We start from the raw sequence: 25621 nt of genomic DNA, 5'->3' as shown, positions 1-25621 counted from the left end.
CCGGGCAACGAATCGCGCTCATGCACCTCACGGCGAGCCGCCGAGCACCGCCACCGCGATCCTCCGCGCGCAGCCCAGCGACTCCACGTGCGTGGTGCCCACCTCGATGTCGTGCCTCGGTGTCGTGCTACTCGCGGTCGACCGGCCACGAGAGGAACGTCGTCGTCTTCGCGCACCTCACCGCGAGCCGCTGAGGACGGCTAGCGCGAACCGCTGAGCACCGCCTTCGCGATGGTCCTCGCGCACTCCAGCGACTCCGTGTGCGTGGTGTCCACCTCGACGTCGTACTCCATGTCCCGGTGGACCAGCTCCGCCTGCTGCTCCGCCATCCCCCGCACCCGGTCGCCCCGGGCGATCTCCCGGCCCGCGGCCACGGCGGCCTCGCAGCGCACCCCGACCCACAGGACGTCCAGGCCGGCCAGGACCTTCCGCCAGCCCTCCTGGGACCGTCCGCCGCCCAGGAACACATCGTCGACGATGACCGGGGCGCCCGCGCGGGCGGTCGCCGCGACGCCCTCCCTCCACGCCGTCTCGAGCCTCCGGAACTCCGGCCCGACGTTCACCCCGCCGTCCGGCGCGACGAGCGCGGCCTGCAGGGACGCGGGCATCGACTCGACCAGTGCGTCGATCGCAAAGACCAGCCACGGGTCCGGCAGCACCGCCTGCAGACACCGCACGATCCCCGACTTGCCGGAGCTGGAGCCGCCGTTGAGCACGATCACCTGGGTCGCCATCGGGTCACCGTAGAGGAACGGGCCGAAGGCTCCCCACCCGTTTTCGGGCCGCCCGTGACCAGGGCGTCGTAGACGATGGTGCCTGCACGGACCCCCGGGGGCGGTCGGCAGTGCCGAGGCCGTCGCCGCCCCCACCTCACATCACGCCCCCCACGTGCACTCCGAACCCTCACACCCTCGGCGGGCCTCTGCTGAGGGCAGCGTTCCTCGCGGGAAACAGATGCGATGCTGCCGGGTAACACCGGCATCGCACGCTCCTGGACATGACCTCGAATACGCGTGTGGTGGTGATCGGCGCCGGCCTCGCGGGCGTCCGTCTCGCCCGGCGGCTCGGTGAGCTCGGCACGCCCGTGACGCTGATCGGCGAGGAGGAGCACCGCCCGTACAACAGGGTGCTTCTCGCCGAGGTGCTGGCCGGACGGTACAGCCCCGAGGTGATCACGCTGCCGGCGCCCGCGGAGCTGACCCGCGCCCGGGTCACCGGCATCGACCGCGCCGAGCGGACCGTCGAGTGCGCGGACGGCTCGAAGATCGCATACGACACGCTGGTCCTGGCCACCGGCTCCAACCCGGTGCTCCCGCCCCTGCGCGGTCTGTTCAGCCCGGATCACGTACTGCCCGAGGGCGTGCACGCGTTCCGGACCATGGACGACTGCCTGGGCCTGTCGAAGGCCGTACGGCCGGGAGCGAAGGCGGTGGTCATCGGCGGCGGGCTCCTCGGGGTCTCCGCCGCCCGCGCGCTCGCCCGGCGCGGTGCCCAGGTCGTCCTCGCCCAGCAGGGCGAGCGGCTCATGGAGCGCCAGCTGGACCCGAGCGCCTCGAAGCTCGTGCAGCGGCACCTCAAGGACCTCGGCGTCGAGATCCACACCGAGTGCCGGGTGCGTGACGTGCGCTGCGTGGGCGGTGCGGTCCGCTCCGTCGAGATGCACGACGGGTACGCCCTCGACGCGGACCTGGTGGTGCTGGCCTGCGGGGTGCACCCCCGTGTGGGCCTCGCCCAGATCGCCGGTCTCGAAGTGCGCAAGGGCATTGTCGTCGACGACGAACTGCGCACCTCCGACCCGCACATCCGGGCCATCGGCGACTGCGTCCAGCACGACGGCGAGGTGTACGGGCTCGCCACCCCGGCCCTCGAACAGGCGGAAGTCCTCGCCGAGTTGCTGTCGGGACGCCGTACGAACGCCCGCTACACCGGCACCCGTGCGCTGACCCGGCTCACGCTCGCCGGGCACGACGCTCCCCCGGGAAGTTTCGACCTCGCCGCGTTCGGCGAGACGGAGGCCCGGCCCGGCGACGACGTCGTCCAGCTGGCCGACGCCACCCGTGGCACCTACCGCAAGGTCGTCGTCCGCGACGACCGCCTGGTCGGCGGGGTCCTCGTCGGCGAACTCGGCACCGTCGGCGCACTCGCCCGCGCCTGGGAGGAAGCAGAGCCGCTCCCCTCCGACGGCGCCCCCCTGCTCCACCTGCTCACCACTGATGGAGGCTCCTGATGTCCACCGGCACCCCCACGATCGTGCTCGTCGGCCACGGCATGGTCGGCCAGCGCTTCCTCGAAGCGCTCGCCGAGCGCGGCCTGACCGCCACGCACCGCGTGGTCGTGCTGTGCGAGGAGCCGCGTCCCGCATACGACCGCGTAGCGCTCACCTCGTACTTCTCGGGCAAGACGCCCGAGGAGCTCTCCATGACCGACATGGAGTTCATCAACGACCACGGCATCGAGCTGTACGTCGGCGACCCGGCGGAGACGGTCGACCGCGAGGCGAAGAAGGTGACCGCGAAGTCCGGTCAGGTCTTCGAGTACGACACCCTCGTCCTGGCCACCGGCTCGTACCCCTTCGTGCCGCCGGTCCCGGGCAAGGACGCCGAGGGCTGTTTCGTCTACCGCACGATCGAGGACCTGCTCGCGATCGAGGAGTACGCGAGGACGAAGGCGACGACCGGTGCGGTGGTCGGCGGCGGTCTGCTCGGACTTGAGGCGGCCGGCGCCCTGAAGGGGCTCGGACTCACCTCCCACATCGTGGAGTTCGCGCCGCGGCTGATGCCCGTCCAGGTCGACGAGGGCGGCGGCGCGGCCCTGCTGCGCACCATCGAGGACATGGGCCTGACCGTCCACACGGGCGTCGGCACCCAGGAGATCGTCGTCGGCGAGGACGGTGCCGTCACCGGCATGAAGCTCTCCGACGGCTCCGAACTCGCCACCGACCTGGTGGTGTTCTCCGCCGGTGTCCGCCCCCGCGACGAGCTGGCCCGCGCCTCGGGCCTCACGGTCGGCGAGCGCGGCGGCATCACCGTCGACGAGCAGTGCCGTACGGTCTCCGACCCGCATGTCTTCGCGATCGGCGAGTGCGCCCTGGCCTCCGACGGCCGGGTGTACGGCCTGGTCGCCCCCGGCTACGAGCAGGCCGAGACGGCCGCCGCGACGATCGCCGAGGACGAGACCGAGCAGCTGACGTTCACCGGCGCCGACCTGTCCACCAAGCTGAAGCTGCTCGGCGTGGACGTGGCCTCCTTCGGCGACGCGCACGGCGCGACCGAGGACTGCCTGGACGTCGTCTACTCCGACTCCCGCGCCGGCCTGTACAAGAAGCTGGTCATCGGCCGGGACGGCACCCTGCTCGGCGGCATCCTGGTCGGCGACGCGGAGGCCTACGGCACGCTGAAGGCCTTCACCGGTTCGGTGCCGCCGGTCTCGCCCGAGTCGCTGGTGCTGCCCGCCGGCGCGGGCGAGTCCGCCCAGCTCGGCCCGACCGCGCTGCCGGACGACGCGATCATCTGCTCCTGCAACAACGTCCGCAAGGGCACCATCCGCGCCGCGGTCACCGACCACCAGTGCACCACCGTGCCCGAGGTGAAGAAGTGCACCAAGGCCGGCACGACCTGCGGCAGCTGCGTCAAGGTGCTGGGCCAGCTGGTCACGGCCGAGCTGGAGGCGTCCGGCGTCGAGGTCGACAAGGGCCTGTGCGGCTGCTTCTCGCAGACCCGCGAGGAGCTCTACGAGATCGTCCTCGCCCTGCGCATCACCACCTACCAGGACCTGCTGGACCGCTACGGCCGCGACGAGGCCAGGGGCGGGGACGGCTGCGAGATCTGCAAGCCGGCCGTCGCCTCGATCATCGCCTCCCTCGCCCCGACGATCGGCGCGAGCGGCTATGTCCTGGACGGCGAGCAGGCCTCGCTGCAGGACAGCAACGACCACTTTCTCGCCAACCTGCAGAAGAACGGCTCGTACTCGGTCGTCCCGCGCATCCCCGGCGGTGAGATCACCCCCGAGGGCCTCATCGTGATCGGTGAGATCGCCCGCGACTTCGGCCTCTACACGAAGATCACCGGCGGTCAGCGGATCGACATGTTCGGGGCGCGGGTCGAGCAGCTCCCGCTGATCTGGGCCCGGTTGGTGGACGCCGGCTTCGAGTCCGGTCACGCGTACGGAAAGGCCCTGCGCACCGTCAAGTCCTGCGTGGGCCAGACGTGGTGCCGCTACGGCGTCCAGGACTCCGTCCGCATGGCGATCGACCTGGAGCTGCGCTACCGGGGCCTGCGCTCGCCGCACAAGCTCAAGTCGGCGGTCTCCGGGTGCGCCCGCGAGTGCGCCGAGGCCCAGTCGAAGGACTTCGGCGTGATCGCCACCGCGAGCGGCTGGAACCTGTACGTCGGCGGCAACGGCGGCGCCACCCCGCGCCACGCGGACCTGCTCGCGCAGGACCTCTCCGACGCCGAACTGGTCCGTCTGATCGACCGGTTCCTGATGTTCTACATCCGCACCGCCGACCGCCTGGAGCGCACCTCGACCTGGCTGGAGCGCCTTCCCGGCGGACTGGACCACGTCCGCGACGTGGTGGTGGAGGACTCCCTCGGCATCTGCGAGGAGCTGGAGTCCCTGATGGCGGACCACGTGGCGAACTACGCCGACGAGTGGGCGACCACCATCAACAACCCCGACAAGCTCGCCCGGTTCGTGTCCTTCGTGAACGCGCCCGACACCCCCGACCCGGTCGTGGGCTTCGTCCCGGAGCGCGGCCAGATCAAGCCCGACCTGCCGCTGCTGTCCATCGGCATGCGCCCCTCTGAAGACCTCCTGGAAGGAAGCGCCCAACGATGACCCTGGCACCCGAGACCACCGACCTGAAGGTCGAACTGCAGCTGGAGGACGACTGGTTCGCGGTCTGCGAACTCAACCAGCTGGTCCCCGGCCGCGGAGTGGCCGCACTGCTGCCCGACGGCCGCCAGGCGGCCCTGTTCCGCGACCGCAACGGCGAGCTGTACGCCATCGACAACCGCGACCCCTTCGGCGGCGCGGCGGTCCTCTCCCGGGGTCTGACGGGCACCCACCAGGGCCGCCCGTTCGTCGCCTCGCCCCTGCTGAAGCAGCGGTTCGACCTGCTGTCGGGGCAGTGCCTGGACGACGAGTCGGTGCGGGTCGCGACGTACGCGGTGCGGGCCGCGTAAGGTCCCGTCCGGGGATTTCTTGACCGTTCGTTCTGGTTGGTTCTAGGCTGCGTCACGTGGCCAGGACCAAGGAGTTCGATCCCGACGCCGCACTGCAGTCGGCCCTGGAGCTGTTCTGGCAGCGCGGCTACGAGGCGACGTCGATGTCCGACCTGGTGGACCGGCTCGGCATCGGCCGCGCCAGCCTCTACGCGACCTTCGGCAGCAAACACGAGCTGTACCTGAAGGCGCTGGAGCGCTACGACCGGGCCGGGCTCCCGCCGATCGTGCGGGAGCTGTCCCAGCCGGGTCCCGCCCTGCCCGCCGTACGGGCACTCGTGCGGCGCTACGCCACCGAGGCGGCCGACGAGCAACTGCGCCTGAACGGCTGCCTGGTCACCAACACGGCGAGCGAACTCGCCCCGCACGACCCGGCGGCCGCCCGGCGCGTCGAGCGCAACTGGGACCATCTGGAGACCGTGCTGCACTCGGCCCTGGTCCGCGCGCAGGCCCAGGGCGAGCTGCCCGCCGGCCGTGATCCGCTCGCCCTCGCCCGCATGCTGCTGGTGCTGCTGCAGGGCCTGCGGGTGGTCGGCAAGGCGTCCGCCGATCCGGCCAGGGTCCGGGACGCGGCGGAGCAGGCGCTGGCCCTGCTCGACTGAGACTCCAGGAACGCCCCTCCACCCGAGGGGTGTTTTCCACGCCCGCATACTGAACCGATCGGTCAAGAAAAAAAGGGGAGCTCATGACCACCACCGCTCACACCACCGGCGGACGCTTCGTGGACCGGACCGCGCTTGTCACCGGCGCGGGCTCCGGCATCGGACGGGCGATCGCGCTCGCGTTCGCGGCGGAGGGCGCCCGGGTCGTCGTGGCGGGACGCCGGAGGGAACCGCTCGACGAGACGGTCCGTCTGATCGAGGACCGGGGCGGCAAGGCGCTGGCGGTCACCGCCGACGTGTCCGCCGCCGCCGACCACCAGGCGCTGGTGGAGGCAGCGGTCGAAGCCTTCGGCTCGCTCGACGTGGCGGTCAACAACGCGGGCGTGTTCCGGGCCGGCGGCCCGCTCGCCGACCTGCCGGAGGCCGACTGGCACAGCCAGCTCGACATCAACGTCACCGGCACGTTCCTGGCCCTGACGGCCCAGATCCGCCGGATGCGCACCCAGCCGTCCGGCGGCACGATCGTGAACGTCGCCTCCACCTTCGGTGCGCACACCCGCATCCCCGGGGCCGCCGCGTACGCCGCGTCCAAGGCCGCCGTCGCCGCGCTCAGCAGGGGCGCCGCCCTCGACCACATCCGGGACGGCGTCCGCATCAACGTGGTCAGCCCCGGCGCCACCGACACCCCGATGTCCCTGCGTCCCGGCGAGACGGAGGCGGACCGCGCCGAACGGGTGCGGGCCACTCTCCCCCTGGGCCGCCTCTCGGCGACGGCGGAGGTGGCCGCCGCCGTCCTGTACCTGGCCTCGGACGACGCGGCCTCGGTGGTGGGCACCGACCTCGTGGTCGACAGCGGAGCGACGGCCTGACCGGGAAACGGCTCACCCGACGGACGGAGACCGCCCACGACGAACGAGTGCGGGCCGCCCTCCCCCCTCGGCCGCCTCCCGACGACTGAAGAGGTGACCTCCGGGGTGGGCACGGATCTGGTGGTGGACAGCGGAGCGACAGCCTGACCGGTGGGATCACTGGATCGGCTCGTCCGGGGGCGGGAGCTGGATGGTGAGTTCCCGGTCGACGCTGTCCACGCCGTCGACCGCTTCCAGGGCGGGGATCCGGCCCTCCGCGACTGTGCCGGAGAGCGTGCCGAGGATCGGCTGCTCGCCCGTGACCGTGAGACCGGCCCGCCGCAGGGCCGCGACGACCTCCGCGAACCGGTCGGGGTCGACCGCGAGGACGACCCCGACCGGAGCGGAGCGGGACGACTCGGTCACGGGGCCTGGAGGAGGCCCGCGCCGACGTCCTTGCTCGGCTGCATCAGCGGGAAGGCACCGGCCTGCAGGGCGTTCCACAGCTCCTTCGCGGAGGCGTTGGGGTTCGCCTGGGCGAGCAGCGCCAGGACACCGGCCACATGCGGGGTGGCCATGCTGGTCCCGCTCATCTCCTGCTGCCCGCCGCCGGGCTTGGCCGAGAACACCTGCCAGCCGGGTGCGGCGATGTTGACCTCGCCGCCCTGCCCGTTGATGGCGCCGTTGGAGAAGAACGGCGTCCTGATCGCCTTGTCCAGCGCGCCCACCGCGAGGATGGAGGGACAGTTGGCCGGCCGGCCCACGGGCTGGATCTCCGTGGGCCGCTGGCTTTCGTTGCCCGCGGCGGCGACGATCACCGTCCCGCGTTCCAGCGCGCGCTGGGCCAGCCTCTCGTACGTCTGCGGGAAGAGCTCACCCGGCTGGACCGGCGCACCCAGCGACATGGAGATCACCTTCGCGCCGTGGGCCACGGCCCAGGCCATGCCGGCCAGGATCTGGCCGTCGCTGCCGCTGCCTTGGTTGTTGAGCACCTTCCCCGCGAGGATCCGGGCCTCGCAGGCCACGCCGTAGCGGGGCCCCTGCTGGGGATGCGCCGGGCCGGCGGCGGTGCCGATGCAGTGCGTGCCGTGGCCGTGGCCGTCCTTGACGGGCTCGCCGGGGACGAACGAGGCCGTGGCCTCGATGCGGCCGGCGAAGTCCGGATGGTCGGTGTCCACGCCGGTGTCCAGCACGGCGATCTTCACGTCGCGTCCGGTCAGCTGGGAGAGGTGGGCCCGGATCGCCTGCAGGCCCCAGGTGCAGTTCTGCTCGTCCCAGGCCGGGCCCTGGGCTGCGGCCATCTCGGCCCTGGAGTGGCGGCCGACGACGTCCTCGTCACTGCGGTAGGCCGGGTAGAACTCGGTCGGCGCCTGCGTCGGTGCGGTGACCGGGAAGGCGTACACCTTGCGCTCCGGCTCCGCCGCGATGATCGACGACTCCCTCTCCGCCGTGGTCACCAGCGCATGACGCTGCTCGGGCCGTACCTCGACCACGGCCGCGCCGAGTTCCTCGAAGTGCACCGAGACGTCGGGGCGCTCGAGGAGTTCAGCGACGTTCTCGACGTCGGTTCCGCGGACACGTTCGACGGACGCGATGTCTGCGGAGGAACGCAGAGCGTTCAACCCGCTCTCCTGGTTGCTCTGGTCGAGCAACACCACGTACCGGCCGGTGTACTCCGCTCCCTGTCCTTCGAATCGGGGGTGGGGCCGATCGGGGTGCCCGCCGAAGGCGCGCCTGTCCATGGGTCCGTTCGCCATTGAATTTCCCGCTTTCTGTGCGCTGCTCCCCCCGTTCGTGGACACACGTCGGGACGCGGAGGGTCAGCGCCGGCACAAAGGGGGCGCGGATCGGTCGCGTGGATCGACGCGTACTGCCGTGACCTGCAAGGATTCCCTTCGCCAGGCCGTCGGCATCGCCCCCCGGTACACCGTCGCACCGAGCACTCGGGCCCGCAACACGACGGCTCGCAGGACCTGCCCGCTCACCCCTTCAACGCGTCGTACGCCACCCCGGTGAGCTGCTCGGAGGCGGCCCAAAGCCGCTCGCCCGCAGCGTCGTTGAGCGTCCACGGCGCCCGCCAGGACGGGGCGGGCGCCCCGCGCCACATCAGGAACGAGGGTCCGGTGAAGGAGTCCGGCCGCACATCCGGCGCCGTGGCCGCGTACAGGACGGGCAGCGCGCCGGCCTCCGCGGACTGCGCGAAGACCCGGTTACCGAGTTCCATCACCCGCCCGACGAGCCTGCGCCCTTCCATGCGGGGCGCGGCGCCCTGCAGGTTGGTGGCCGCGTACCCGGGATGCGCGGCGGCCGCCACCACGTCCGCGTCGTGTGCCGCGAGCCTGCGCGCGAGCTCGTGGACGAAGAGCAGATTGGCGGTCTTGGAGCGGGCGTAGGCGATCCAACGCCGGTAGAGGCGCTCGCTGTTGAGGTCGGCGATGTCGATGTTGGCCACCGCGTGCATCTCACTGGAGACGCTCACGACACGGGCGCCGGGCGTGGCGAGCAGCGTGGGCAGCAGCAGGCCGGTGAGCGCGAAGTGCCCGAGGTGGTTGACCCCGAACTGCGTCTCGAACCCGTCCGCCGTGGTCCCGTACGGCAGGGCCATCACCCCGGCGTTGTTGACCAGCAGGTCGAGATAGTCGTAGCGATACGAGGCCGCGAACTCCCGTACGGAGCCCAGGTCCCCGAGATCCAGCCGCGCGAACTCCGCGATCGCTCCCGGCACTTCACCCACGATCCGGTCCGCCGCCGCGTTTCCCCGTACCTCGCTCCGGCACGCGAGGATCACCCGCGCCCCCTTGCGCGCCAGTTCCCGCGCGACGACGTAGCCGAGCCCGCTGTTGGCCCCGGTGACGACGGCGATGCGCCCGCTCTGGTCGGGGACGGCCTTCTCGTTCCAGCCGGGCATGGGCGGGCTCCCTCCGGGTGCGGGTGCTTCCCAGCGTAGGAGAGGGGTCCGGGCATGTCGTCCGAGGGGTTCGCCGGTCACCCGGTACAACTTTTTTCAACTGGGAACTCATCCAATAGAATGCACATATTCGCCCATTCGACTGATGGAGGCGGATACGCCATGTTTGTTCACTCTCGACGACGTACCCGGCGCGGCATAGCCGCCCTTCTGTCCGCAGGCCTCCTCGGTCTCGCGGGCGCGGGAGCGGCATGGAGTGCGACGGCACCGACGACGCCCAGTGTGCGCACCTGCTCCCTGAGCGACCTCTACGTCTCCGTGGGAGGCAAGGGGTTTGCGGCGGGCTCGGTGTTCTTGCCGATCCGGTTCACCAACACCAGTACGACCAGCTGCTCGCTGCGCGGTTTCCCGGGCGTCAGCGCCCTGGACATTGCGCACCGGCAGATCGGCCCGGCCGCATCCCGCGTCCATCAGCACTTCGCCACCGTCAGGCTCACCCCCGCCCACACCGTCTCCGCGGTCATCCGCACCACCAACGGTCCGATCGGCGGGCACTGCCTGCGTACCAGCACCTATCTGCGGATCTTCCCTCCGGCCTCGAGCGCATCCGTCCTCGTCCCGGCTTCCTGGACGATCTGCTCCGGCATCTTCCAGGTCGGCCCGGTCAACACCCAGGGCACCTTCTGAGGCGGGTGATGAGCTCGAACATGAGCATGAGAGGGCGGCACCCCCGCACAGGATGCCGCCCTCTCTCGTGATCCGGAGCCGCCGCCCATCGGTAGTGAGGGTCGGGGACGGGCGGCGGCTCCGGGGCTTCAGAGGCCGTAGGGCCTACCGGTGGTCGCTGCCCGCCGACTGGGTGGCGGCGCGCCCCGCCTCCAGGCGGGCCACCGGGATCCGGAACGGCGAGCAGGAGACGTAGTCGAGACCCACCTCGTGGAAGAAGTGGACCGACTCCGGGTCACCCCCGTGCTCGCCGCAGACGCCGAGCTTCAGGTCGGGACGGGTCTCGCGGCCGGCCTTCACGGCGGCGCTGACCAGCGAGCCCACGCCGTCCTTGTCGATCGTCTCGAAGGGCGACACCCCGAAGATGCCCTTCTCCAGGTAGGCCGTGAAGAAAGAGGCCTCCACGTCGTCCCGGGAGAAGCCCCACACCGTCTGGGTGAGGTCGTTGGTGCCGAAGGAGAAGAACTCCGCCGCCTCCGCGATCTGACCGGCCGTGAGGGCCGCGCGCGGGAGCTCGATCATCGTGCCGATGGCCAGCTTGAGCTTGGTGCCCGTCGCCGCCTCGACCTCCGCGATGACCTGGTCGGCCTCCTCGCGGACGATCTCCAGCTCCTGGACCGTGCCGACGAGCGGGATCATGATCTCGGCGCGCGGGTCGCCCTTGGCGTTCTTGCGCTCGGCCGCGGCCTCGGCGATCGCCCGTACCTGCATGGTGAACAGACCGGGGATGACCAGGCCGAGGCGTACGCCGCGCAGGCCCAGCATGGGGTTCTGCTCGTGCAGGCGGTGGACCGCCTGCAGCAGCCGCAGCTCGTTCTCGTGCGGGTCCTTGCGGGACTCGGCGAGGGCGACCCGGACCGACAGCTCGGTGATGTCCGGCAGGAACTCGTGCAGCGGCGGGTCCAGGAGGCGGACCGTGACGGGCAGTCCGTCCATCGCGGAGAACAGCTCGACGAAGTCCTGCTTCTGCAGCGGGAGCAGCTCCTTCAGGGACTCCTCGCGCTCGGCGTCCGTGTCGGCCAGGATCAGCTTCTCCACCAGCTCACGCCGGTCGCCGAGGAACATGTGCTCCGTGCGGCACAGGCCGATGCCCTGGGCGCCGAAGCGACGGGCGCGGTTCGCGTCCTCGGCGTTGTCCGCGTTGGCGCGCACCCGCAGCCGGCGCTTGCGGTCGGCGAACGCCATGATCCGGTGCACGGCCTCGACGAGTTCGTCGGCGTCGTTGGCGCCGGCGTGCATCCGGCCCTCGAAGTACTCGACGACCGGGGAGGGCACCACCGGGACCTCGCCCAGGTAGACCTTGCCGCTGGAGCCGTCGATGGAGATGAGGTCGCCCTCCTCCACGACATGCCCGCCGGGCACGGTCATCCGGCGCCGCTTGGTGTCGACCTCCAGCTCCTCGGCACCGCAGACACAGGTCTTGCCCATGCCGCGCGCGACGACCGCCGCGTGCGAGGTCTTGCCGCCGCGCGAGGTCAGGATGCCCTCGGCCGCGATCATGCCGTCGAGGTCGTCGGGGTTGGTCTCCCGGCGGACCAGGATGACCTTCTCGCCGGAACGCGACCACTTCACCGCGGTGTACGAGTCGAAGACGGCCTTGCCGACCGCCGCGCCCGGGGAGGCCGCGATGCCCCGGCCGACCTGCTCGACCTTCGCGTCCTCGTCGAACTTCGGGAACATCAGCTGCGCGAGCTGGGCACCGTTGACGCGCTGCAGCGCCTCGGTCTCGTCGATCAGCCCCTGGTCCACGAGCTGCGTGGCGATACGGAAGGCCGCACCCGCCGTGCGCTTGCCGACGCGGGTCTGCAGCATCCACAGCTGGCCGCGCTCGATGGTGAACTCGATGTCGCAGAGATCCTTGTAGTGGTTCTCCAGGGTCTCCATGATCTGCATCAGCTGGTCGTACGACTTCTTGTCGATCTGCTCCAGCTCCGCGAGCGGCACGGTGTTGCGGATGCCCGCGACCACGTCCTCGCCCTGCGCGTTCTGCAGGTAGTCGCCGTAGACGCCCTGGTGGCCGGAGGCGGGGTCGCGGGTGAAGGCGACGCCCGTGCCGGAGTCCGGGCCGAGGTTGCCGAAGACCATCGAACAGACGTTGACGGCCGTGCCCAGGTCGTGCGGGATGCGCTCCTGACGGCGGTAGAGCTTGGCGCGGTCGCCGTTCCAGGAGTCGAAGACCGCCTTGATGGCGAGGTCCATCTGCTCGCGCGGGTCCTGCGGGAAGTCGCGGCCCGCCTCGGTCTTGACGATCTTCTTGAACTTGGTGACCAGCTTCTTGAGGTCGGCCGCCTCCAGCTCGGTGTCGACGGCGACCTTCTTGGCCGCCTTCGCCGCCTCCAGCGCGTCCTCGAAGAGGTCGCCGTCGACGCCGAGGACCGTCTTGCCGAACATCTGGATGAGGCGCCGGTAGGAGTCCCAGGCGAACCGCTCGTCGCCGGCCTGCTCGGCGAGGCCCTTCACGGACTGGTCGGAGAGCCCGATGTTGAGGACCGTGTCCATCATTCCGGGCATCGAGAACTTGGCGCCGGAACGGACCGAGACGAGCAGGGGGTTGTCGGCCTGGCCGAGCTTCTTGCCCATCTTCTCTTCCAGGGCCACGAGGTGCGCACTCACCTCGTCACGCAGTGCCGCCGGCTCCTCGCCGCTGTCGAGGTAGACCTTGCAGGCTTCGGTCGTGATGGTGAAGCCGGGAGGAACGGGGAGTCCCAGGTTGGTCATCTCGGCGAGGTTCGCGCCCTTGCCACCCAGGAGGTCCTTGAGGTCCTTGTTTCCCTCGGTGAAGTCGTAAACGAACTTCGCTACGTGGGGTTCTTTGTTTTCCGACACGGTCTCGACTCCCTCGAGGACGCGGTGGCTGCCCTGACGGCGAGGAACATACCCAGATCAAAGGCGTCTGGGTACGTCTACTCGCGTGTCATGCGCCCGTAACCAGTCGTCCGCCAGCGGATCGAAAGTCAAAGCTTGGCAAGCGGTGACGGGCAGATGTTTTCACTTCTTGAACGCAAGACCGCCCATGAGCACGGGAATCCGCTCAGATGAGCGGGCATCCTGCACGCCTGATTTCGATCGATGAACGATCAAGGGGTGGCACCGAGTGCCACCCCTTGGAGAAGTGCAGTCGCCCAAGATCCGCTCATCTGAGCGCAACCCTTATCAAGGGTGGCAAGAATCACGCTCCCACAGAGCGTCGGATTTCACCATGCGGACGCGTTCCGGGACGGAAACCGGGACAGAACACCAACGTCACACACCCATCGCCAGCAGCCGTTCCTCCGCCCGCTCCGGCGCGTACAGGTACTCCACGACCAGCGCACCGGCCCCCACCAGCCCGGCCCGCTCGCCGAGCCGCGAGGTGACCACGTCCAGATGGGCCGTGGAGCGCGGCAGCGCCCGCTGGTACAGCAGCTCCCGTACGCCGGTGAGGAACGCAGTTCCGGCCAGATCTCCCGCGATCATCAAAACCCCGGGGTTGAGCAGCGTGACGACGGTCGCCAGCACGTCTCCGACCTGCCGCCCCGCCTCCCGCGCGAGCCCGATCGCCTCCGGGTGCCCGGCCGCCAGCAGATCCCGCACATCCGAGCCGGACGCCGCCGGCACCCCGGTCTCCGCGAGCCGCCGCGCCACGGCGCCACCACTCGCGACGGCGGCCAGACAGCCGTACGACCCGCACCGGCACAGCGCCTCCGCGCCCACCCGGATGTGTCCGATGTCGCCGGCACCACCGTCGATGCCTCGGTAGATCGAGCCGCCGACCACGACCCCGGCGCCGATGCCGGTCGACACCTTGACCAGCACGAACGCCGAGCAGTGGGGGTGTCCTGTGCGCTGTTCGCCGTACGCCATGAGGTTCGCGTCGTTGTCCACCAGCACCGGTACCGGCCCTGCGCCCGTGTGCTCGGTGAAGGATCTGGCGAGGCGGCCCCTTATGTCGTAGCCGTCCCAGCCCGGCATCATCGGCGGCTGCACGACCCGCCCGGACTCGCTGTCGACGGGCCCCGGCACCGCGAGTCCGATGCCGCAGACGGACTGCGCCCGCTGCCCGCCCCTCGCCAGCAACTCGGCGAACCAGCGGCCGAGTTCACCGAGTACGGCGTCCGGGCCGTCCTCGACGACGAGGGTGCCGGAGTGCTCGGCGAGGATCTCGCCGGTCAGGGTGAGGACGGCGGCGCGGGCGTGGCGGGTGTCGAGGTCGGCGGCGAGGACCACGGCGTGCTCGTCGTCGAACTCCAGGGTGATGGAGGGGCGGCCGCCGAGCGGCGAGTCGACCGGGCCGCCGGCGCCCTCGCGCAGCCAGCCCGCACGGAAGAGCCGGTCGAGGCGCTGGCCGACGGTGGCGCGGGACAGTCCGGTGGCCTGCTGGAGCGCGCCGCGTGTGGTCGCACGCCCGCTTCGCACAAGTTCGAGCAGATCTCCGGCGCTGGCCTGGGTCCGTCCGGTCATGCGCACCCCCTTGTGTTTCTCAAGCTTGCATTACATCCTGGGTTTTGCGTGTTAAATAGACGTAACTCTACGGTAGCCACGACCTAACCGGTCGACCGCACGTCTTTCGGGGAGCCCCGAGTGGATCGCACTGCCCAACTCACCACCCGTGCCGCACAGCACCTCATTGCATACGATCCGCCCGCCGCGCCGGGTTCGCTGCACGTCAGGGCCGCCCGGGTGCTGGCGGACAACTGGACGGGAGCGTCCACGGTCCCCTCGCGCAGCCTGTATCCCCACCAGTGGTCCTGGGACTCGGCCTTCATCGCCATCGGTCTCAGGCACCTGTCGCCGTTACGGGCACAGACGGAGCTGGAGACGCTGCTGGCCGCCCAGTGGGCGGACGGGCGCATCCCGCACATCGTCTTCAACCCCTCCGTACCCCTCGACGCGTACTTCCCGAGCCCCGACTTCTGGCGCTCCTCGACCGCGGGGCGCGCTGCGGGCGCCCCGCGCACCGTACAGACCTCCGGCATCGTGCAGCCACCGGTGCACGCGCTGGCGGCCTGGCTGGTGCACTGCGCCGACCCGGGGCTGTCCCGTGCGCGCGGCTTCCTCACCCGGGTGTATCCCCGGCTGGCCGCCTGGCACCGCTATCTGTTGCACCGTCGCGACCTGGGCGGCGGCGGCCTGGCGTCCGTCGTGCACCCCTGGGAACAGGGCATGGACAACAGCCCCTGCTGGGACGCCCCCCTCGCCCGCATCACGCCCGCCCCGGCCCGCTCCTTCCGCCGCGCCGACCTCGACCACGGGGCCGCCGAGGACCGGCCGACGGATCTGGACTACGGGCGGTACGTACGGCTGGCGACGGACTACCGGGATCGCGGTTACGCCGACGGGGGCACCGAGTTCGCGGTCGAGGACCCGTCCTTCAACGCCCTGCTCATCGCCTCCGAGCACGCCCTGGCCCGGATCGCGCACGAGCTGGGCGCGCCGGGCACGGCCCGCCACGCGCGCGCGCAGCGGCTGACGGGCGCGCTGCTCGAGAGGCTCTGGGACCCGGCGGAGGGCATGTTCTTCTGCCGGGACGTGCGCGGCGCGCAGCTGATCCGGGAGCGAAGCGTCTCGGGCCTCGTCCCGCTCCTGCTGCCCACTCTCCCGCGCGAGACGGCCGCCGCCCTCGTCCGCACGGCCTGCGGCCCGCACTTCGGCCTCGGCGGCGCGACCCGCCTGGTCCCCTCCTATGACCTCCTCGGCGAGGCCTTCGACCCGCACCGCTACTGGCGGGGTCCGGCCTGGTTCAACACGAGCTGGCTGCTGGAGCGCGGGCTGCGCACCCACGGTGAGCAGGCGCGGGCCGACGCGCTGCGGGAGGCCGTCCTGGACATCGCCGGCACCTCCGGGTTCGCCGAGTACGTGGACCCGTTCACCGGCGAGGCGTGCGGCGCGAGGGGGTTCGGCTGGACCGCCGCGCTCGCGCTGGATCTGCTCCACGAGCGCCCCGGACACGGCGTGTCCGGCACGGGCATCGGCCCGTTCGACACAAGTGACGTCGGCGCGAGCGACGTCGACAGGAACAACCTCGGCAGCGGCGACTTCGGCAGAAGCGGCTGCGACGGAAGTGACTCCGCCAGGAGCGACCAGGAAGTCAGGGGAGGCGACCGGGCATGACGGACCGGCATCATCTGCTCGTGCACGGCGGGACGTTCGCGGCCGTCGGCGACAGCGGGGACATCAGCGGCGTTCGGGGTTCGGGCTCCCCGGACGGGTTATTCGTACGCGACGCCCGGCATCTGAGCCGCTGGCAGCTGACGGTCGACGGCGCGGTGCCGGAGGCGCTGACACCGGTCGCGGACGGGGACACGGCGCGCTGTGTCCTGGTCCCGCGCGGCGGACGCCAGGAGCCGCCCGCATACACGATCTTCCGCGAACAGGCCGTCGGCGACAGCGCGTTCGTCGAGTCCCTGCGGGTGACCAGCAACCGCCCGGTGCCGACGACGATCCGCCTCGCGGTCACCGCGGACGCCGACTTCACCGACCAGTTCGAGCTGCGCTCCGACCACCGCACCTACACCAAGATCGGCGCCACCCGCTCCCGCCAGGTCCTCGAAGACGGCGTGGAGTTCAGCTACCAGCGCGGGGAATGGCGTTCCTGTACGACGGTGACGGCCGAGCCCGCCCCGGACGGCGTCGAGGAGACGGGCACGGGCGCCCGGCGCCTGGTCTGGACACTGGAACTCCAGCCGCACGGCACCGCGGAACTGGCGCTGCGCGTGGCCGCCCGTCCGCACGGAGCGGTGCCGGGCCCCCGTATCCCCGACTCGCCCGCCGCCGCCAACGACCGACTCCTCGCACTGGAGGGCGAGTTCGCGGAGGGCGTGCCCTTCCCGACCGGCTGGCCCGAGCTGGCGGCGGCCTGCGCACGCGGTCTCGCGGACCTGGCCTCGCTGCAGGTCACCGCGACCGGCCCGGACGGCGAGGAGCTGCGCGTACCGGCGGCCGGCGCCCCCTGGTTCCTGACCCTGCTGGGCCGCGACGCCCTGCTCACCTCTCTCTTCGCCCTCCCCTACCGCCCGCAGCTGGCCGCCGCCACGCTGCCCGCCCTCGCCGCCACCCAGGCGACCGAGACCAGCGCGGGCTCGGTGTCCCAGCCAGGCAAGATCGTGCACGAGGTACGGCACGGGGAGCTGGCGCACTTCGGACAGGTGCCGTACGGGCGTTACTACGGCTCCGTGGACGCCACGCCGCTGTTCCTCGTGCTGCTCGGTGCGTACGTCGAGCAGACCGGGGATCTGGCGCTCGCCCGCCGCCTCGAGCCCCACGCCCGTGCCGCGATCGGCTGGATGCTGGACCACGGCGGGCTCACCTCCCGCGGCTATCTCGTCTACCGCGCCGACCAGGGCGGCCTCGCCAACCAGAACTGGAAGGACTCCCCCGGCGCGATCTGCTCCGCCGACGGGACCCGGGCGAGCGGGGCCGTGATGGCGGCCGGGGCCCAGGGGTACGCCTACGACGCGCTGCGCCGTACGGCCTGGGTCGCGCGCACGGTCTGGCAGGACGAGGTGTACGCGGCGCTCCTGGAGCAGGCGGCCGGTGATCTGCGGGACCGTTTCCAGCGGGACTTCTGGATGCCGGACCGGTCCTTCCCGGCGCTGGCTCTGGACGGCGAGGGCAACCAGGTGGACGCGCTCGCCTCGGACGCCGGGCATCTGCTGTGGTCGGGGCTGCTGGACAAGGAGTACGGGGAGCTGGTGGGCCGGCGGCTGCTGGAGCCGGACTTCTTCTCGGGGTGGGGTGTGCGGACGCTGGCCGCGGGCCAGGCGGCGTATCACCCGCTGTCGTACCACCGGGGTTCGGTGTGGCCGCACGACAACGCGCTGATCGCGCTGGGGCTGGCGCGGTACGGGCTGCATGACGAAGCCCGGGAGGTGGCGCATGCTCTGGTGGACGCGGCGACCGCCGCGGGGCATCGGCTTCCGGAAGTCATCGCTGGGTATGGGCGGGATACGCATGCGGAGCCGGTGCCTTATCCGCACGCGTGTGTGCGGGAGTCCCGGTCTGCGGCGGCGCCGCTTGCCTTGTTGACGGCGGTTGGGGGCGCATAACAGCTCGGTCGGGTCGGTTGTGTGGCGGGTGCGGGTTCGTTGTGGCTTGTCGCGCCCAGGCGGCGGAGCCGCACATCGACACAGCCCCGCGCCCCTAACAGCGGTGCCCGCGCCCCCTTAAAAGACGAGCCGCAGCATTGACCAGGCATTTGCCCGGTGTTTGCCTCGTCCCCCTGAACAGGCGGACGAGGCAGCCCGTACGGAAGGGCGGCGGGCCAAGCGGGTCCTGAAAGTGGACCGCGCAGCCTCCCCAGCGTGGCCCGCCGCCTTTTCACGGGTCTCGCACGGAAGGACCTTCGGGTGCCTGTCTTCACGCGCGTTCGTCAGCAGCCGGATACGGCCGACACCATCACGGAGGGCACGGCACCCAAGGTCGGTCTGCGCTCCCGCGTCGCCGGGTGGCGCGACCGGCACCCCACGGCCGTCCGTAACACCCGGTGGACGATCACGATCCTCGCCGCTGTCCTCGTCCTCGGTGCGCTGCTGCTGCCGAACAAGGAGAGCGCGCTGCACGCCGGCCGGTTCATGCGCATACCGGTGGAGGCGATCCTCGGGGCCGCCGCGGCGCTCGCCCTGCCGCGTCGGCCGCGGATCGTGGTGGCGGTGTTGTCGGGGGCCGCGCTCGGTGCGATGACGATCCTGAACCTGCTGGACATGGGGTTCTGGGAATACCTCGGGCGGTACTTCAACCTGGTGCTGGACTGGGAGCTGCTCCCCGACGCGCAGTCGTACGTCGAGGACTCGATGGGCAAGGCAGTGGCGATCGGCGCGACGGTCGGTGCCGTCGTCCTCGTACTCCTCCTGCTCACCCTCATGGCGCTGGCGATGGTCCGGCTCAGCAACCTGCTGGCCCGCAACAAGCAGGTGGCGACCCGGGGGACGCTGGCCGCCGCTGTCGTCTGGGTGCTGTGCTCGGCGCTGGGGCTGCAGATAGCCGGGGTGCCGCTCGCGTCCGACCGTACGGCCGGGGCGGTGGTGGTCCAGGCGAAGCGGGTGCGGCAGACAATAAAGGACGAGGCGGAGTTCCAGAAGGTCGCCAAGGTCGACGAGTTCGGCAACACCCCGCCGGGCCAGCTGGTGCCGGACCTGCGCGGCAAGGACATGATCTTCACGTTCATCGAGAGCTACGGCCGCAGCGCGATCGAGGACCCGGTCGAGGCACCCGGCGTCGACGCGACGCTCGACGCCCGCACCAAGGCCCTCGCGAAGGCGGGCTTCCACGCCAGGAGCGGCTGGCTGACGTCGGCGACCTACGGCGGCAGCAGCTGGCTCGGTCACTCCACCACCATGTCGGGCCTGTGGATCAGCAACCAGCAGCGCTACCGCACGCTCATGGCGAGCGACCACATGAGCCTCACCGAGGCCTTCAAGAAGACGGGCGACTGGGACACGGTCGGCATCATGCCGGGGGTGCAGAAGAGCTGGCCGGAGTCGAAGTTCTACGGCCTGGACTCCTACCGCAACGCCTTCCAGATGGGCTACAAGGGCCCGAAGTTCAGCTGGTCGACGATGCCGGACCAGTACGCGCTCCAGCAGTTCCAGAACCTGGAACACAGCAAGAAGCGCAGCAAGCCCCTGATGTCGCTGGTCATCCTGACCTCCAGCCACCAGCCCTGGGCGCCGATCCCCAAGATGGTCCCCTGGGACGACCTCGGTGACGGCTCGGTCTTCAACGCCATCCACAAGGCCGGCAACAAGCCGTCGGACATCATCGCCAGCTCGCCCAGGTCCCAGGCGGAGTACGGCAAGTCGGTCCAGTACTCGGTGACCGCCCTCACCCAGTGGCTGGAGCGCTACGGCAACGACAACACCGTTCTCGTCTTCCTCGGCGACCACCAGCCCATCGCCCGCGTCAGCGGCAACCACGCCAGCCGTGACGTGCCGATCTCGATCGTCGCCAAGGACCCCAAGGTCCTCGACAAGATCGACGGATGGGGCTGGACGGACGGCCTGCGCCCGGCGCACGACGCCCCGGTCTGGAAGATGAGCGCGTTCCGCGACAAGTTCCTGACGGCATACGGCTCCACCCCGCACCCGAAGAAGAACTGAACCGAGGGAGCAGGCGGGGGCTCAGCCGCCGGAGGTGTCCAGCTCCGCATCCTCGCCGATCCCCGCGCAGTCGTACGGGTCCTTCAGCCAGCCGTCCGGCAGGACCACCCGGTTGTTGCCGGACGTGCGGCCGCGGGGGCCGTCGGCGCCGGTGGGCCAGGGCTGGTCGAGGTCCAACTCGTCGAGCCCGGCGCGGAGTTCGGCCAGTGAGGACGTAATGGCAAGTCGCTTGCGCATCTCGCTGCCGACCGCGAAGCCCTTCAGATACCAGGCCACGTGCTTGCGGAAGTCGACGACTCCCTTGGACTCGTCGCCGATCCACTCGCCGAGGAGGGTGGCGTGGCGGACCATGATGTCGGCGACCTCGCGGAGAGCAGGCCGCGCACTGCATCCATCAGTGCCTCCGGCACGGGTCTCCGTACGCCCCTCGAAGGCCGCCACCAGATCCGCGAACAGCCACGGCCGGCCCAGGCAGCCGCGGCCCACGACCACCCCGTCGCAGCCCGTCTCCCGCACCATCCGCAGTGCGTCCTGGGCCGACCAGATGTCGCCGTTGCCGAGGACGGGGATCTCCGGCACATGGTCCTTGAGGCGAGCGATCGCGTCCCAGTCCGCCGTGCCGCCGTAGTGCTGGGCGGCGGTGCGGCCGTGCAGGGCGATGGCCGTCACGCCCTCCTCGACGGCGATACGGCCCGCGTCGAGGTAGGTGATGTGGTCGTCGTCGATGCCCTTGCGCATCTTCATGGTGACCGGGAGGTCGCCCGCCCCCGAGACCGCCTCGCGCAGGATGGCGCGCAGCAGGTTGCGCTTGTAGGGGAGGGCCGAGCCGCCGCCCTTGCGCGTCACCTTCGGGACGGGGCAGCCGAAGTTCAGGTCGATGTGGTCGGCGAGGTCCTCCTCCGCGATCATGCGGACGGCCTTGCCGACGGTGGCCGGATCGACGCCGTACAGCTGGATCGAGCGCGGCTTCTCCGTCGCGTCGAACTGGATCAGCTGCATGGTCTTCTCGTTGCGCTCGACCAGCGCCCGGGTCGTGATCATCTCGCTCACGAACAGACCCTTGCCGCCGCTGAACTCTCTGCACAGGGTGCGGAAGGGCGCGTTGGTGATCCCGGCCATCGGGGCCAGGACGACGGGCGGCTCGACGGTGTGCGGGCCGATCTGCAGCGGGGACACGGGCGTGGGCATTGGGCCATTGTCGCGCATCGGCAGTGATCATGTAGCAGCCATTAGTTAGCGGCACTATTAGTTAGACACACTATCGATGCGAGCGTAGAGTGAAACGCATGCCCGAGCTCAGCCACCGCCGACGCTTCCTGGTCCTCGCGATCTGCTGTATGAGCCTGCTGATCGTGAGCCTCGACGTCACCGCCCTGAATGTCGCCCTGCCGTCGATGCAGCGGGAGCTGCACGCGAGCACCGCCGGACTGCAGTGGACCATCGACGCGTACACGCTGGTCCTGGCCTCGCTGCTGATGCTCTCCGGCTCCACGGCCGACCGCGTCGGCCGCAAGCGGGTCTTCATGGCCGGTCTGATCATCTTCACGACGGGCTCGCTGCTGTGCTCCCTCGCCCCGAACCTCGACTCCCTCATCGCCTTCCGCATGATCCAGGCGGTCGGCGGTTCGATGCTCAACCCGGTCGCCATGTCGATCATCACCAACACCTTCACGGACCCGGCCGAGCGCGCCCGTGCGATCGGCGTCTGGGGAGGCGTCGTCGGCATCTCCATGGCGGCGGGTCCGCTGGCCGGCGGGCTGCTGGTGGAGTCGGTCGGCTGGCGCTCGATCTTCTGGGTCAATCTGCCGGTGGGCCTCGCGGCCCTGCTGCTCACGCTCCGCTACGTCCCCGAGTCCCGGGCACCCAAGGCCCGCCGCCCCGACCCCGTCGGCCAGCTGCTGGTGATCGCCCTGTTCGGCTCCCTGACGTACGCGATCATCGAGGCCCCGAACTCGGGCGCGGCCTACGTGCTGCCCTTCGTCGCGGTCGCACTGGCCGCCCTGGCCGGGCTGCTCTGGTACGAGCCCCGTCGCGACGAACCGCTGATCGACCTGCGGTTCTTCCGGTCGGTGCCGTTCAGCGGGGCGACGGTGATCGCGATCAGCGCGTTCGCCGCACTCGGCGGGTTCCTGTTCCTGTCGACGCTGTATCTGCAGAACGTGCGCGGGTACGACGCCCTGCACGCGGGGCTGTGGATGCTGCCGATGGCGGTGCCGACGTTCCTGTGCGCTCCGCTGTCCGGGCGGCTGGTGGGGAGTCGGGGGCCGCGGCTGTCGCTCCTCGTCGCCGGCACCGCGATCACGGCGAGTGCGGTGCTGTTCGCCGGCTTCGAGGCCGAGACGTCGAACGGGACGTTGTTCGTCGCGTACCTGTTGTTCGGCATCGGGTTCGGGTTCGTGAACGCGCCGATCACCAATACGGCGGTCTCCGGGATGCCGCGCGCCCAGGCGGGGGTTGCCGCCGCCGTTGCGTCCACCAGCCGGCAGCTCGGGCAGACGCTCGGCGTCGCTGTGGTGGGGGCGGTGCTGGCCTCGGGGGTCGGCTCCTCGTCGTACAGGGACGTGTTCGTCTCGGCCTCTGTGCCGGGGTGGTGGATTCTCACGGGGTGCGGGGTTGCGGTGCTTGGTCTTGGAGCGCTGAGCAGCGGGCGGTGGGCTCAGCGGAGTGCTGAGCGGACAGCTGCGCAGCTTCACTCTGCGGAGGTGCGCCAGCCCACCGGGGTCAGTGCGTAGTCCGTCGGGTGCGGGTGGGTGGCCCCTTTGGGGCGCTCACCTTCCCAGCGCTATCTCGTGCAGCCTCTCCAGCCGCTCCCTCGACTCCTCGTCCGCCGGGACGTACGTCACCATCCGCGACCCCAGCTCCGGGCCCAGCCACAGTTCGGACTGGTCCACGACCACTCGGCCCACCAGGCGGTTGAGGAACTCCTTGCGTTTGCTGTGGGCGACGACCACCTCGTGGCGCTCCCAGGCCTCGCAGAACTCCGGGTACTCGCGGAGCCGTTTGAGGAGCATCTTCCAGGCGGGTTCGGTGAGATGGCCGGCCATGGCGGCGCGCAGGCGGGCCGCCATCAGGCGGCGGGTGTCCTCCAGGTGCACGATCGAGTTGCGCCAGTCGTCGTTCGTGTAGGACAGCAGGATGCAGTTGCGGTCCTCGGGCGGCACCGCCTCCAGGTCACACAGCAGCAGGCCGAGGGTGCGGTTGTGGGCGAGGATGTCGTACCTGCTGTTCTGGATGCTGGCGGGATACGGCTCCAGTTGCTCCAGCATGGCCCGCAAAGCGGGTGTCACCGACGGGCACAGCAGGGCCGGTGTCGGGTCCACCGCGCCGGACAGCTGGAAGAGGTGGGCGCGCTCGGTGGCGTCGAGCATCAGGGTGCGGGCGAGGGCGTCCAGAACCTGGACGGAGACCTGGATGTCACGGCCCTGTTCGAGCCAGGTGTACCAGGTGACACCGACCGCGGAGAGCTGGGCGACCTCCTCACGGCGCAGACCGGGCGTGCGGCGCCGGCGGCCGCGCGGGAGCCCCACCTCCTCCGGGGTGATGCGCTCGCGGCGACTGCGCAGAAAGGCCGCCAGCTCATGGCGCCGCACCTCGGCGCCCGTGCCGCGCGAGCGCGGGGCCGCCGTCTCCTGGGTCGTCACCTGAGCCATCGTCGCCATGCCTCCAGCCTGCCGCCCTGCGGACACTGTTTCCAGGTGGTTCTTCTACCAGGATAAGGAGACTCTGGTACCAGCTTGAGAGCGGGCGCACGCTCGAAGGCGTGACCGAAACCATCGCTACACGCACCGTCCGCTCGCCGGCCGCGCCACCCTCGCTCGGCGGGCTCGGACTCTTCACCGTGCTGCTGGCAGCGGCACTTCCTCTCATCGACTTCTTCATCGTCAATGTCGCCCTGCCGACCATCGGCAGGGATCTGCACGCGAGTGAGGCCGTTCTCGAACTCGTCGTCGCGGGGTACGGGCTCGCGTACGCCGTCCTGCTCGTCCTCGGGGGACGGCTGGGCGATCTGTTCGGGCGGCGGCGGTTCTTCCTCGGCGGTGTGGCGGCCTTCGGGCTGACCTCGCTGGCCTGCGGGCTCGCGCCCGACGCCTGGTCCCTGGTCGCCGCGCGGGTCGCGCAGGGCGCGGCGTCCGCCGCGATGCTGCCGCAGGTCCTCGCCACCATCCAGGCGGCGACCTCGGGACAGCGGCGGGCGAAGGCCATGGGCCTGTACGGCGCCACGGCCGGGCTGTCCATGGTGGCCGGGCAGATCCTCGGCGGGGTCCTGGTCGCGGCCGACATAGCCGGAACCGGCTGGCGCTCGGTCTTCCTGGTGAACGTGCCCGTCGTGATCGCGGGTCTGGTCCTCGCCGCCCGCGCCGTCCCGGAGACCCGCTCCCAGCACCCGGAGCCGGTCGACGTCCCCGGCACCGTCCTGCTCACCGCCTCCCTCCTCACGCTGCTGGCCCCGCTCACCGAGGGCCGTTCCGCGGGCTGGCCGCTGTGGACGTGGCTGTCGCTGGCGGCGTTCCCGTTCGTCGCGGCGGCGTTCTACGCGGTCGAGCGCCGTGCGGACCGCCAGGGCCGTACGCCGCTCGTCCCGCCCAGCCTGTTCGAGCTCACCTCGCTCCGCCGCGGTCTGGTGATGATCGTGCCGTTCGGCGTCGGCTTCAGCGGCTTCATGTTCGTCGTCGCGGTGGCGCTGCAGCGGGGCGCGGGGCTCGGGCCGGTCCCGGCGGGGCTGGCGCTGGCGCCGATGGCCGTCGTCTTCTTCTTCGTCTCGCTCGCCGGGCCGCGGCTGGTCGCGCGGTACGGCACCCGGGTGGTGACCGCCGGTGCGCTGATCCAGGGGGCGGGCATCGGCCTGATGGCGCTGGCCGCCTGGCGGGCCTGGCCGGACCTCGGCTTCGTCGAACTGCTCCCCGGGGCGGCTCTCGCCGGCGCCGGTCAGGCGCTCCAACTCCCCATCATCTTCCGGGTCGTGCTCTCCGAGGTGGAGCCCGCGAGGGCCGGTGTCGGCAGCGGCGTGATGATGACGACCCAGCAGTCGTCCCTGGCGCTCGGGGTGGCGGCCCTCGGCACCCTCTTCCTGTCCCTGGTCCCGGGGCTGGGCATGCGGGACGCCCTGGTCACCACGCTCCTGACCCAGTTGGGCTGTGTGGCCCTGACCTGCCTGCTCAGCCTGCGCCTGCCGCGCACCATCGGCTGACGCCCGCGCGATCCTGTGTGGAATCGGCCACGGCTTGGTCAACTCGCCGCGCGG

19 protein-coding genes are annotated in these 25621 nt (G+C 70.9%); 11 read left to right on the top strand and 8 right to left on the bottom strand.

Annotated elements, in window-relative coordinates; genetic code table 11:
* Nucleotides 1-200 precede the first annotated feature (200 nt).
* On the bottom strand, nucleotides 201-734 hold the full coding sequence (gene cpt, locus ACFY1U_RS01130; RefSeq protein ID WP_390692048.1) for a chloramphenicol phosphotransferase CPT: 534 nt from the start codon (nucleotides 732-734) through the stop codon (nucleotides 201-203).
* Between the two features lie 263 nt (nucleotides 735-997).
* Here cpt and ACFY1U_RS01125 point away from each other — a divergent pair, with 263 nt between their 5' ends.
* The 5 genes from ACFY1U_RS01125 to ACFY1U_RS01105 all read left to right on the top strand — a co-directional run bounded on the left by ACFY1U_RS01125 (nucleotide 998) and on the right by ACFY1U_RS01105 (nucleotide 6693).
* Nucleotides 998-2227 carry an NAD(P)/FAD-dependent oxidoreductase gene (locus ACFY1U_RS01125; RefSeq protein ID WP_390692047.1) on the top strand — a complete coding sequence of 410 codons (1230 nt, stop codon included), beginning with the start codon at nucleotides 998-1000 and terminating at the stop codon, nucleotides 2225-2227.
* The gene (gene nirB / locus ACFY1U_RS01120; RefSeq protein WP_390692046.1) at nucleotides 2227-4836 is read left to right on the top strand and encodes a nitrite reductase large subunit NirB; all 2610 of its coding nucleotides are present in this window, start codon (nucleotides 2227-2229) and stop codon (nucleotides 4834-4836) included. Before ACFY1U_RS01125 ends, nirB begins: the two co-directional genes overlap by 1 nt.
* Nucleotides 4833-5183: a nitrite reductase small subunit NirD gene (nirD, locus tag ACFY1U_RS01115; protein WP_390692045.1), complete on the top strand. Its 351-nt coding sequence runs from the start codon at nucleotides 4833-4835 to the stop codon at nucleotides 5181-5183. Before nirB ends, nirD begins: the two co-directional genes overlap by 4 nt.
* A gap of 56 nt (nucleotides 5184-5239) precedes the next feature.
* Entirely contained in the window at nucleotides 5240-5824 is a 585-nt protein-coding gene (locus ACFY1U_RS01110) for a TetR/AcrR family transcriptional regulator (protein ID WP_390692044.1), read from the top strand.
* Between the two features lie 83 nt (nucleotides 5825-5907).
* Nucleotides 5908-6693: an SDR family NAD(P)-dependent oxidoreductase gene (locus tag ACFY1U_RS01105; protein WP_390692043.1), complete on the top strand. Its 786-nt coding sequence runs from the start codon at nucleotides 5908-5910 to the stop codon at nucleotides 6691-6693.
* Nucleotides 6694-6849: 156 nt separating this feature from the next.
* On the opposite strand, the gene ACFY1U_RS01100 is transcribed toward ACFY1U_RS01105, so the two are convergent.
* The 3 genes from ACFY1U_RS01100 to ACFY1U_RS01090 all read right to left on the bottom strand — a co-directional run bounded on the left by ACFY1U_RS01100 (nucleotide 6850) and on the right by ACFY1U_RS01090 (nucleotide 9580).
* The gene (locus tag ACFY1U_RS01100) at nucleotides 6850-7098 is read right to left on the bottom strand and encodes a hypothetical protein (protein ID WP_390692042.1); all 249 of its coding nucleotides are present in this window, start codon (nucleotides 7096-7098) and stop codon (nucleotides 6850-6852) included.
* Nucleotides 7095-8429, bottom strand: a complete 1335-nt coding sequence (locus ACFY1U_RS01095) for a S8 family serine peptidase (RefSeq protein ID WP_390692041.1) — start codon at nucleotides 8427-8429, stop codon at nucleotides 7095-7097. The genes ACFY1U_RS01100 and ACFY1U_RS01095 overlap by 4 nt, the downstream gene beginning before the upstream one ends.
* Nucleotides 8430-8653: 224 nt before the next feature.
* The gene (locus ACFY1U_RS01090; RefSeq protein WP_390692040.1) at nucleotides 8654-9580 is read right to left on the bottom strand and encodes an oxidoreductase; all 927 of its coding nucleotides are present in this window, start codon (nucleotides 9578-9580) and stop codon (nucleotides 8654-8656) included.
* 162 nt (nucleotides 9581-9742) lie between these two features.
* Between ACFY1U_RS01090 and ACFY1U_RS01085 the strand changes: the two genes are divergently transcribed.
* A complete protein-coding gene (locus ACFY1U_RS01085) occupies nucleotides 9743-10267 on the top strand; it encodes a DUF4232 domain-containing protein (protein WP_390692039.1) in 525 nt (174 codons plus the stop codon).
* Nucleotides 10268-10411: 144 nt separating this feature from the next.
* On the opposite strand, the gene ppdK is transcribed toward ACFY1U_RS01085, so the two are convergent.
* Nucleotides 10412-13132 carry a pyruvate, phosphate dikinase gene (gene ppdK, locus ACFY1U_RS01080; RefSeq protein WP_390692038.1) on the bottom strand — a complete coding sequence of 907 codons (2721 nt, stop codon included), beginning with the start codon at nucleotides 13130-13132 and terminating at the stop codon, nucleotides 10412-10414.
* Between the two features lie 417 nt (nucleotides 13133-13549).
* The gene (locus ACFY1U_RS01075) at nucleotides 13550-14746 is read right to left on the bottom strand and encodes an ROK family protein (RefSeq protein ID WP_390692037.1); all 1197 of its coding nucleotides are present in this window, start codon (nucleotides 14744-14746) and stop codon (nucleotides 13550-13552) included.
* A 120-nt stretch (nucleotides 14747-14866) separates the two neighbouring features.
* On the opposite strand from ACFY1U_RS01075, the gene ACFY1U_RS01070 reads away from it, so the two are divergent.
* From ACFY1U_RS01070 to ACFY1U_RS01060, 3 genes are all read left to right on the top strand, one after another.
* Nucleotides 14867-16396 (top strand): trehalase family glycosidase, encoded by a 1530-nt coding sequence (locus ACFY1U_RS01070; RefSeq protein WP_390692036.1) that lies wholly within the window; start codon nucleotides 14867-14869, stop codon nucleotides 16394-16396.
* The gene (locus ACFY1U_RS01065; RefSeq protein ID WP_390692035.1) at nucleotides 16393-18330 is read left to right on the top strand and encodes a glycogen debranching N-terminal domain-containing protein; all 1938 of its coding nucleotides are present in this window, start codon (nucleotides 16393-16395) and stop codon (nucleotides 18328-18330) included. The genes ACFY1U_RS01070 and ACFY1U_RS01065 overlap by 4 nt, the downstream gene beginning before the upstream one ends.
* Nucleotides 18331-18630: 300 nt before the next feature.
* Nucleotides 18631-20379 (top strand): CDP-alcohol phosphatidyltransferase, encoded by a 1749-nt coding sequence (locus tag ACFY1U_RS01060; protein WP_390692034.1) that lies wholly within the window; start codon nucleotides 18631-18633, stop codon nucleotides 20377-20379.
* 21 nt (nucleotides 20380-20400) lie between these two features.
* Here ACFY1U_RS01060 and dusB read toward each other — a convergent pair whose 3' ends face one another.
* A complete protein-coding gene (gene dusB, locus ACFY1U_RS01055; RefSeq protein ID WP_390692033.1) occupies nucleotides 20401-21567 on the bottom strand; it encodes a tRNA dihydrouridine synthase DusB in 1167 nt (388 codons plus the stop codon).
* A 98-nt stretch (nucleotides 21568-21665) separates the two neighbouring features.
* On the opposite strand from dusB, the gene ACFY1U_RS01050 reads away from it, so the two are divergent.
* Nucleotides 21666-23111: an MFS transporter gene (locus tag ACFY1U_RS01050; protein ID WP_390692032.1), complete on the top strand. Its 1446-nt coding sequence runs from the start codon at nucleotides 21666-21668 to the stop codon at nucleotides 23109-23111.
* Nucleotides 23112-23147: 36 nt separating this feature from the next.
* Here ACFY1U_RS01050 and ACFY1U_RS01045 read toward each other — a convergent pair whose 3' ends face one another.
* The gene (locus ACFY1U_RS01045; RefSeq protein ID WP_390692031.1) at nucleotides 23148-24038 is read right to left on the bottom strand and encodes a helix-turn-helix transcriptional regulator; all 891 of its coding nucleotides are present in this window, start codon (nucleotides 24036-24038) and stop codon (nucleotides 23148-23150) included.
* Between the two features lie 101 nt (nucleotides 24039-24139).
* On the opposite strand from ACFY1U_RS01045, the gene ACFY1U_RS01040 reads away from it, so the two are divergent.
* The gene (locus ACFY1U_RS01040) at nucleotides 24140-25567 is read left to right on the top strand and encodes an MFS transporter (RefSeq protein WP_390692030.1); all 1428 of its coding nucleotides are present in this window, start codon (nucleotides 24140-24142) and stop codon (nucleotides 25565-25567) included.
* The last annotated feature ends 54 nt before the right edge of the window (nucleotides 25568-25621 follow it).

The organism is Streptomyces sp. NPDC001351, assembly GCF_042896045.1.
Classification (GTDB): domain Bacteria; phylum Actinomycetota; class Actinomycetes; order Streptomycetales; family Streptomycetaceae; genus Streptomyces.
Note: the sequence above shows the minus strand (reverse complement) of the source record. Positions and strands in the feature narration are given on the sequence as shown.

Excerpts from the sequence above, each read along its gene's own strand:
- cpt (WP_390692048.1), bottom strand. The coding sequence starts at position 734 with ATGGCGACCCAGGTGATCGTGCTCAACGGCGGCTCCAGCTCCGGCAAG.
- ACFY1U_RS01050 (WP_390692032.1), top strand. The coding sequence starts at position 21,666 with ATGCCCGAGCTCAGCCACCGCCGACGCTTCCTGGTCCTCGCGATCTGC.
- ACFY1U_RS01045 (WP_390692031.1), bottom strand. The coding sequence starts at position 24,038 with ATGGCGACGATGGCTCAGGTGACGACCCAGGAGACGGCGGCCCCGCGC.
- ACFY1U_RS01090 (WP_390692040.1), bottom strand. The coding sequence starts at position 9,580 with ATGCCCGGCTGGAACGAGAAGGCCGTCCCCGACCAGAGCGGGCGCATC.
- ACFY1U_RS01065 (WP_390692035.1), top strand. The coding sequence starts at position 16,393 with ATGACGGACCGGCATCATCTGCTCGTGCACGGCGGGACGTTCGCGGCC.
- ACFY1U_RS01095 (WP_390692041.1), bottom strand. The coding sequence starts at position 8,429 with ATGGCGAACGGACCCATGGACAGGCGCGCCTTCGGCGGGCACCCCGAT.
- ACFY1U_RS01075 (WP_390692037.1), bottom strand. The coding sequence starts at position 14,746 with ATGACCGGACGGACCCAGGCCAGCGCCGGAGATCTGCTCGAACTTGTG.
- nirD (WP_390692045.1), top strand. The coding sequence starts at position 4,833 with ATGACCCTGGCACCCGAGACCACCGACCTGAAGGTCGAACTGCAGCTG.
- ACFY1U_RS01105 (WP_390692043.1), top strand. The coding sequence starts at position 5,908 with ATGACCACCACCGCTCACACCACCGGCGGACGCTTCGTGGACCGGACC.
- dusB (WP_390692033.1), bottom strand. The coding sequence starts at position 21,567 with ATGCCCACGCCCGTGTCCCCGCTGCAGATCGGCCCGCACACCGTCGAG.
- nirB (WP_390692046.1), top strand. The coding sequence starts at position 2,227 with ATGTCCACCGGCACCCCCACGATCGTGCTCGTCGGCCACGGCATGGTC.
- ACFY1U_RS01085 (WP_390692039.1), top strand. The coding sequence starts at position 9,743 with ATGTTTGTTCACTCTCGACGACGTACCCGGCGCGGCATAGCCGCCCTT.
- ACFY1U_RS01125 (WP_390692047.1), top strand. The coding sequence starts at position 998 with ATGACCTCGAATACGCGTGTGGTGGTGATCGGCGCCGGCCTCGCGGGC.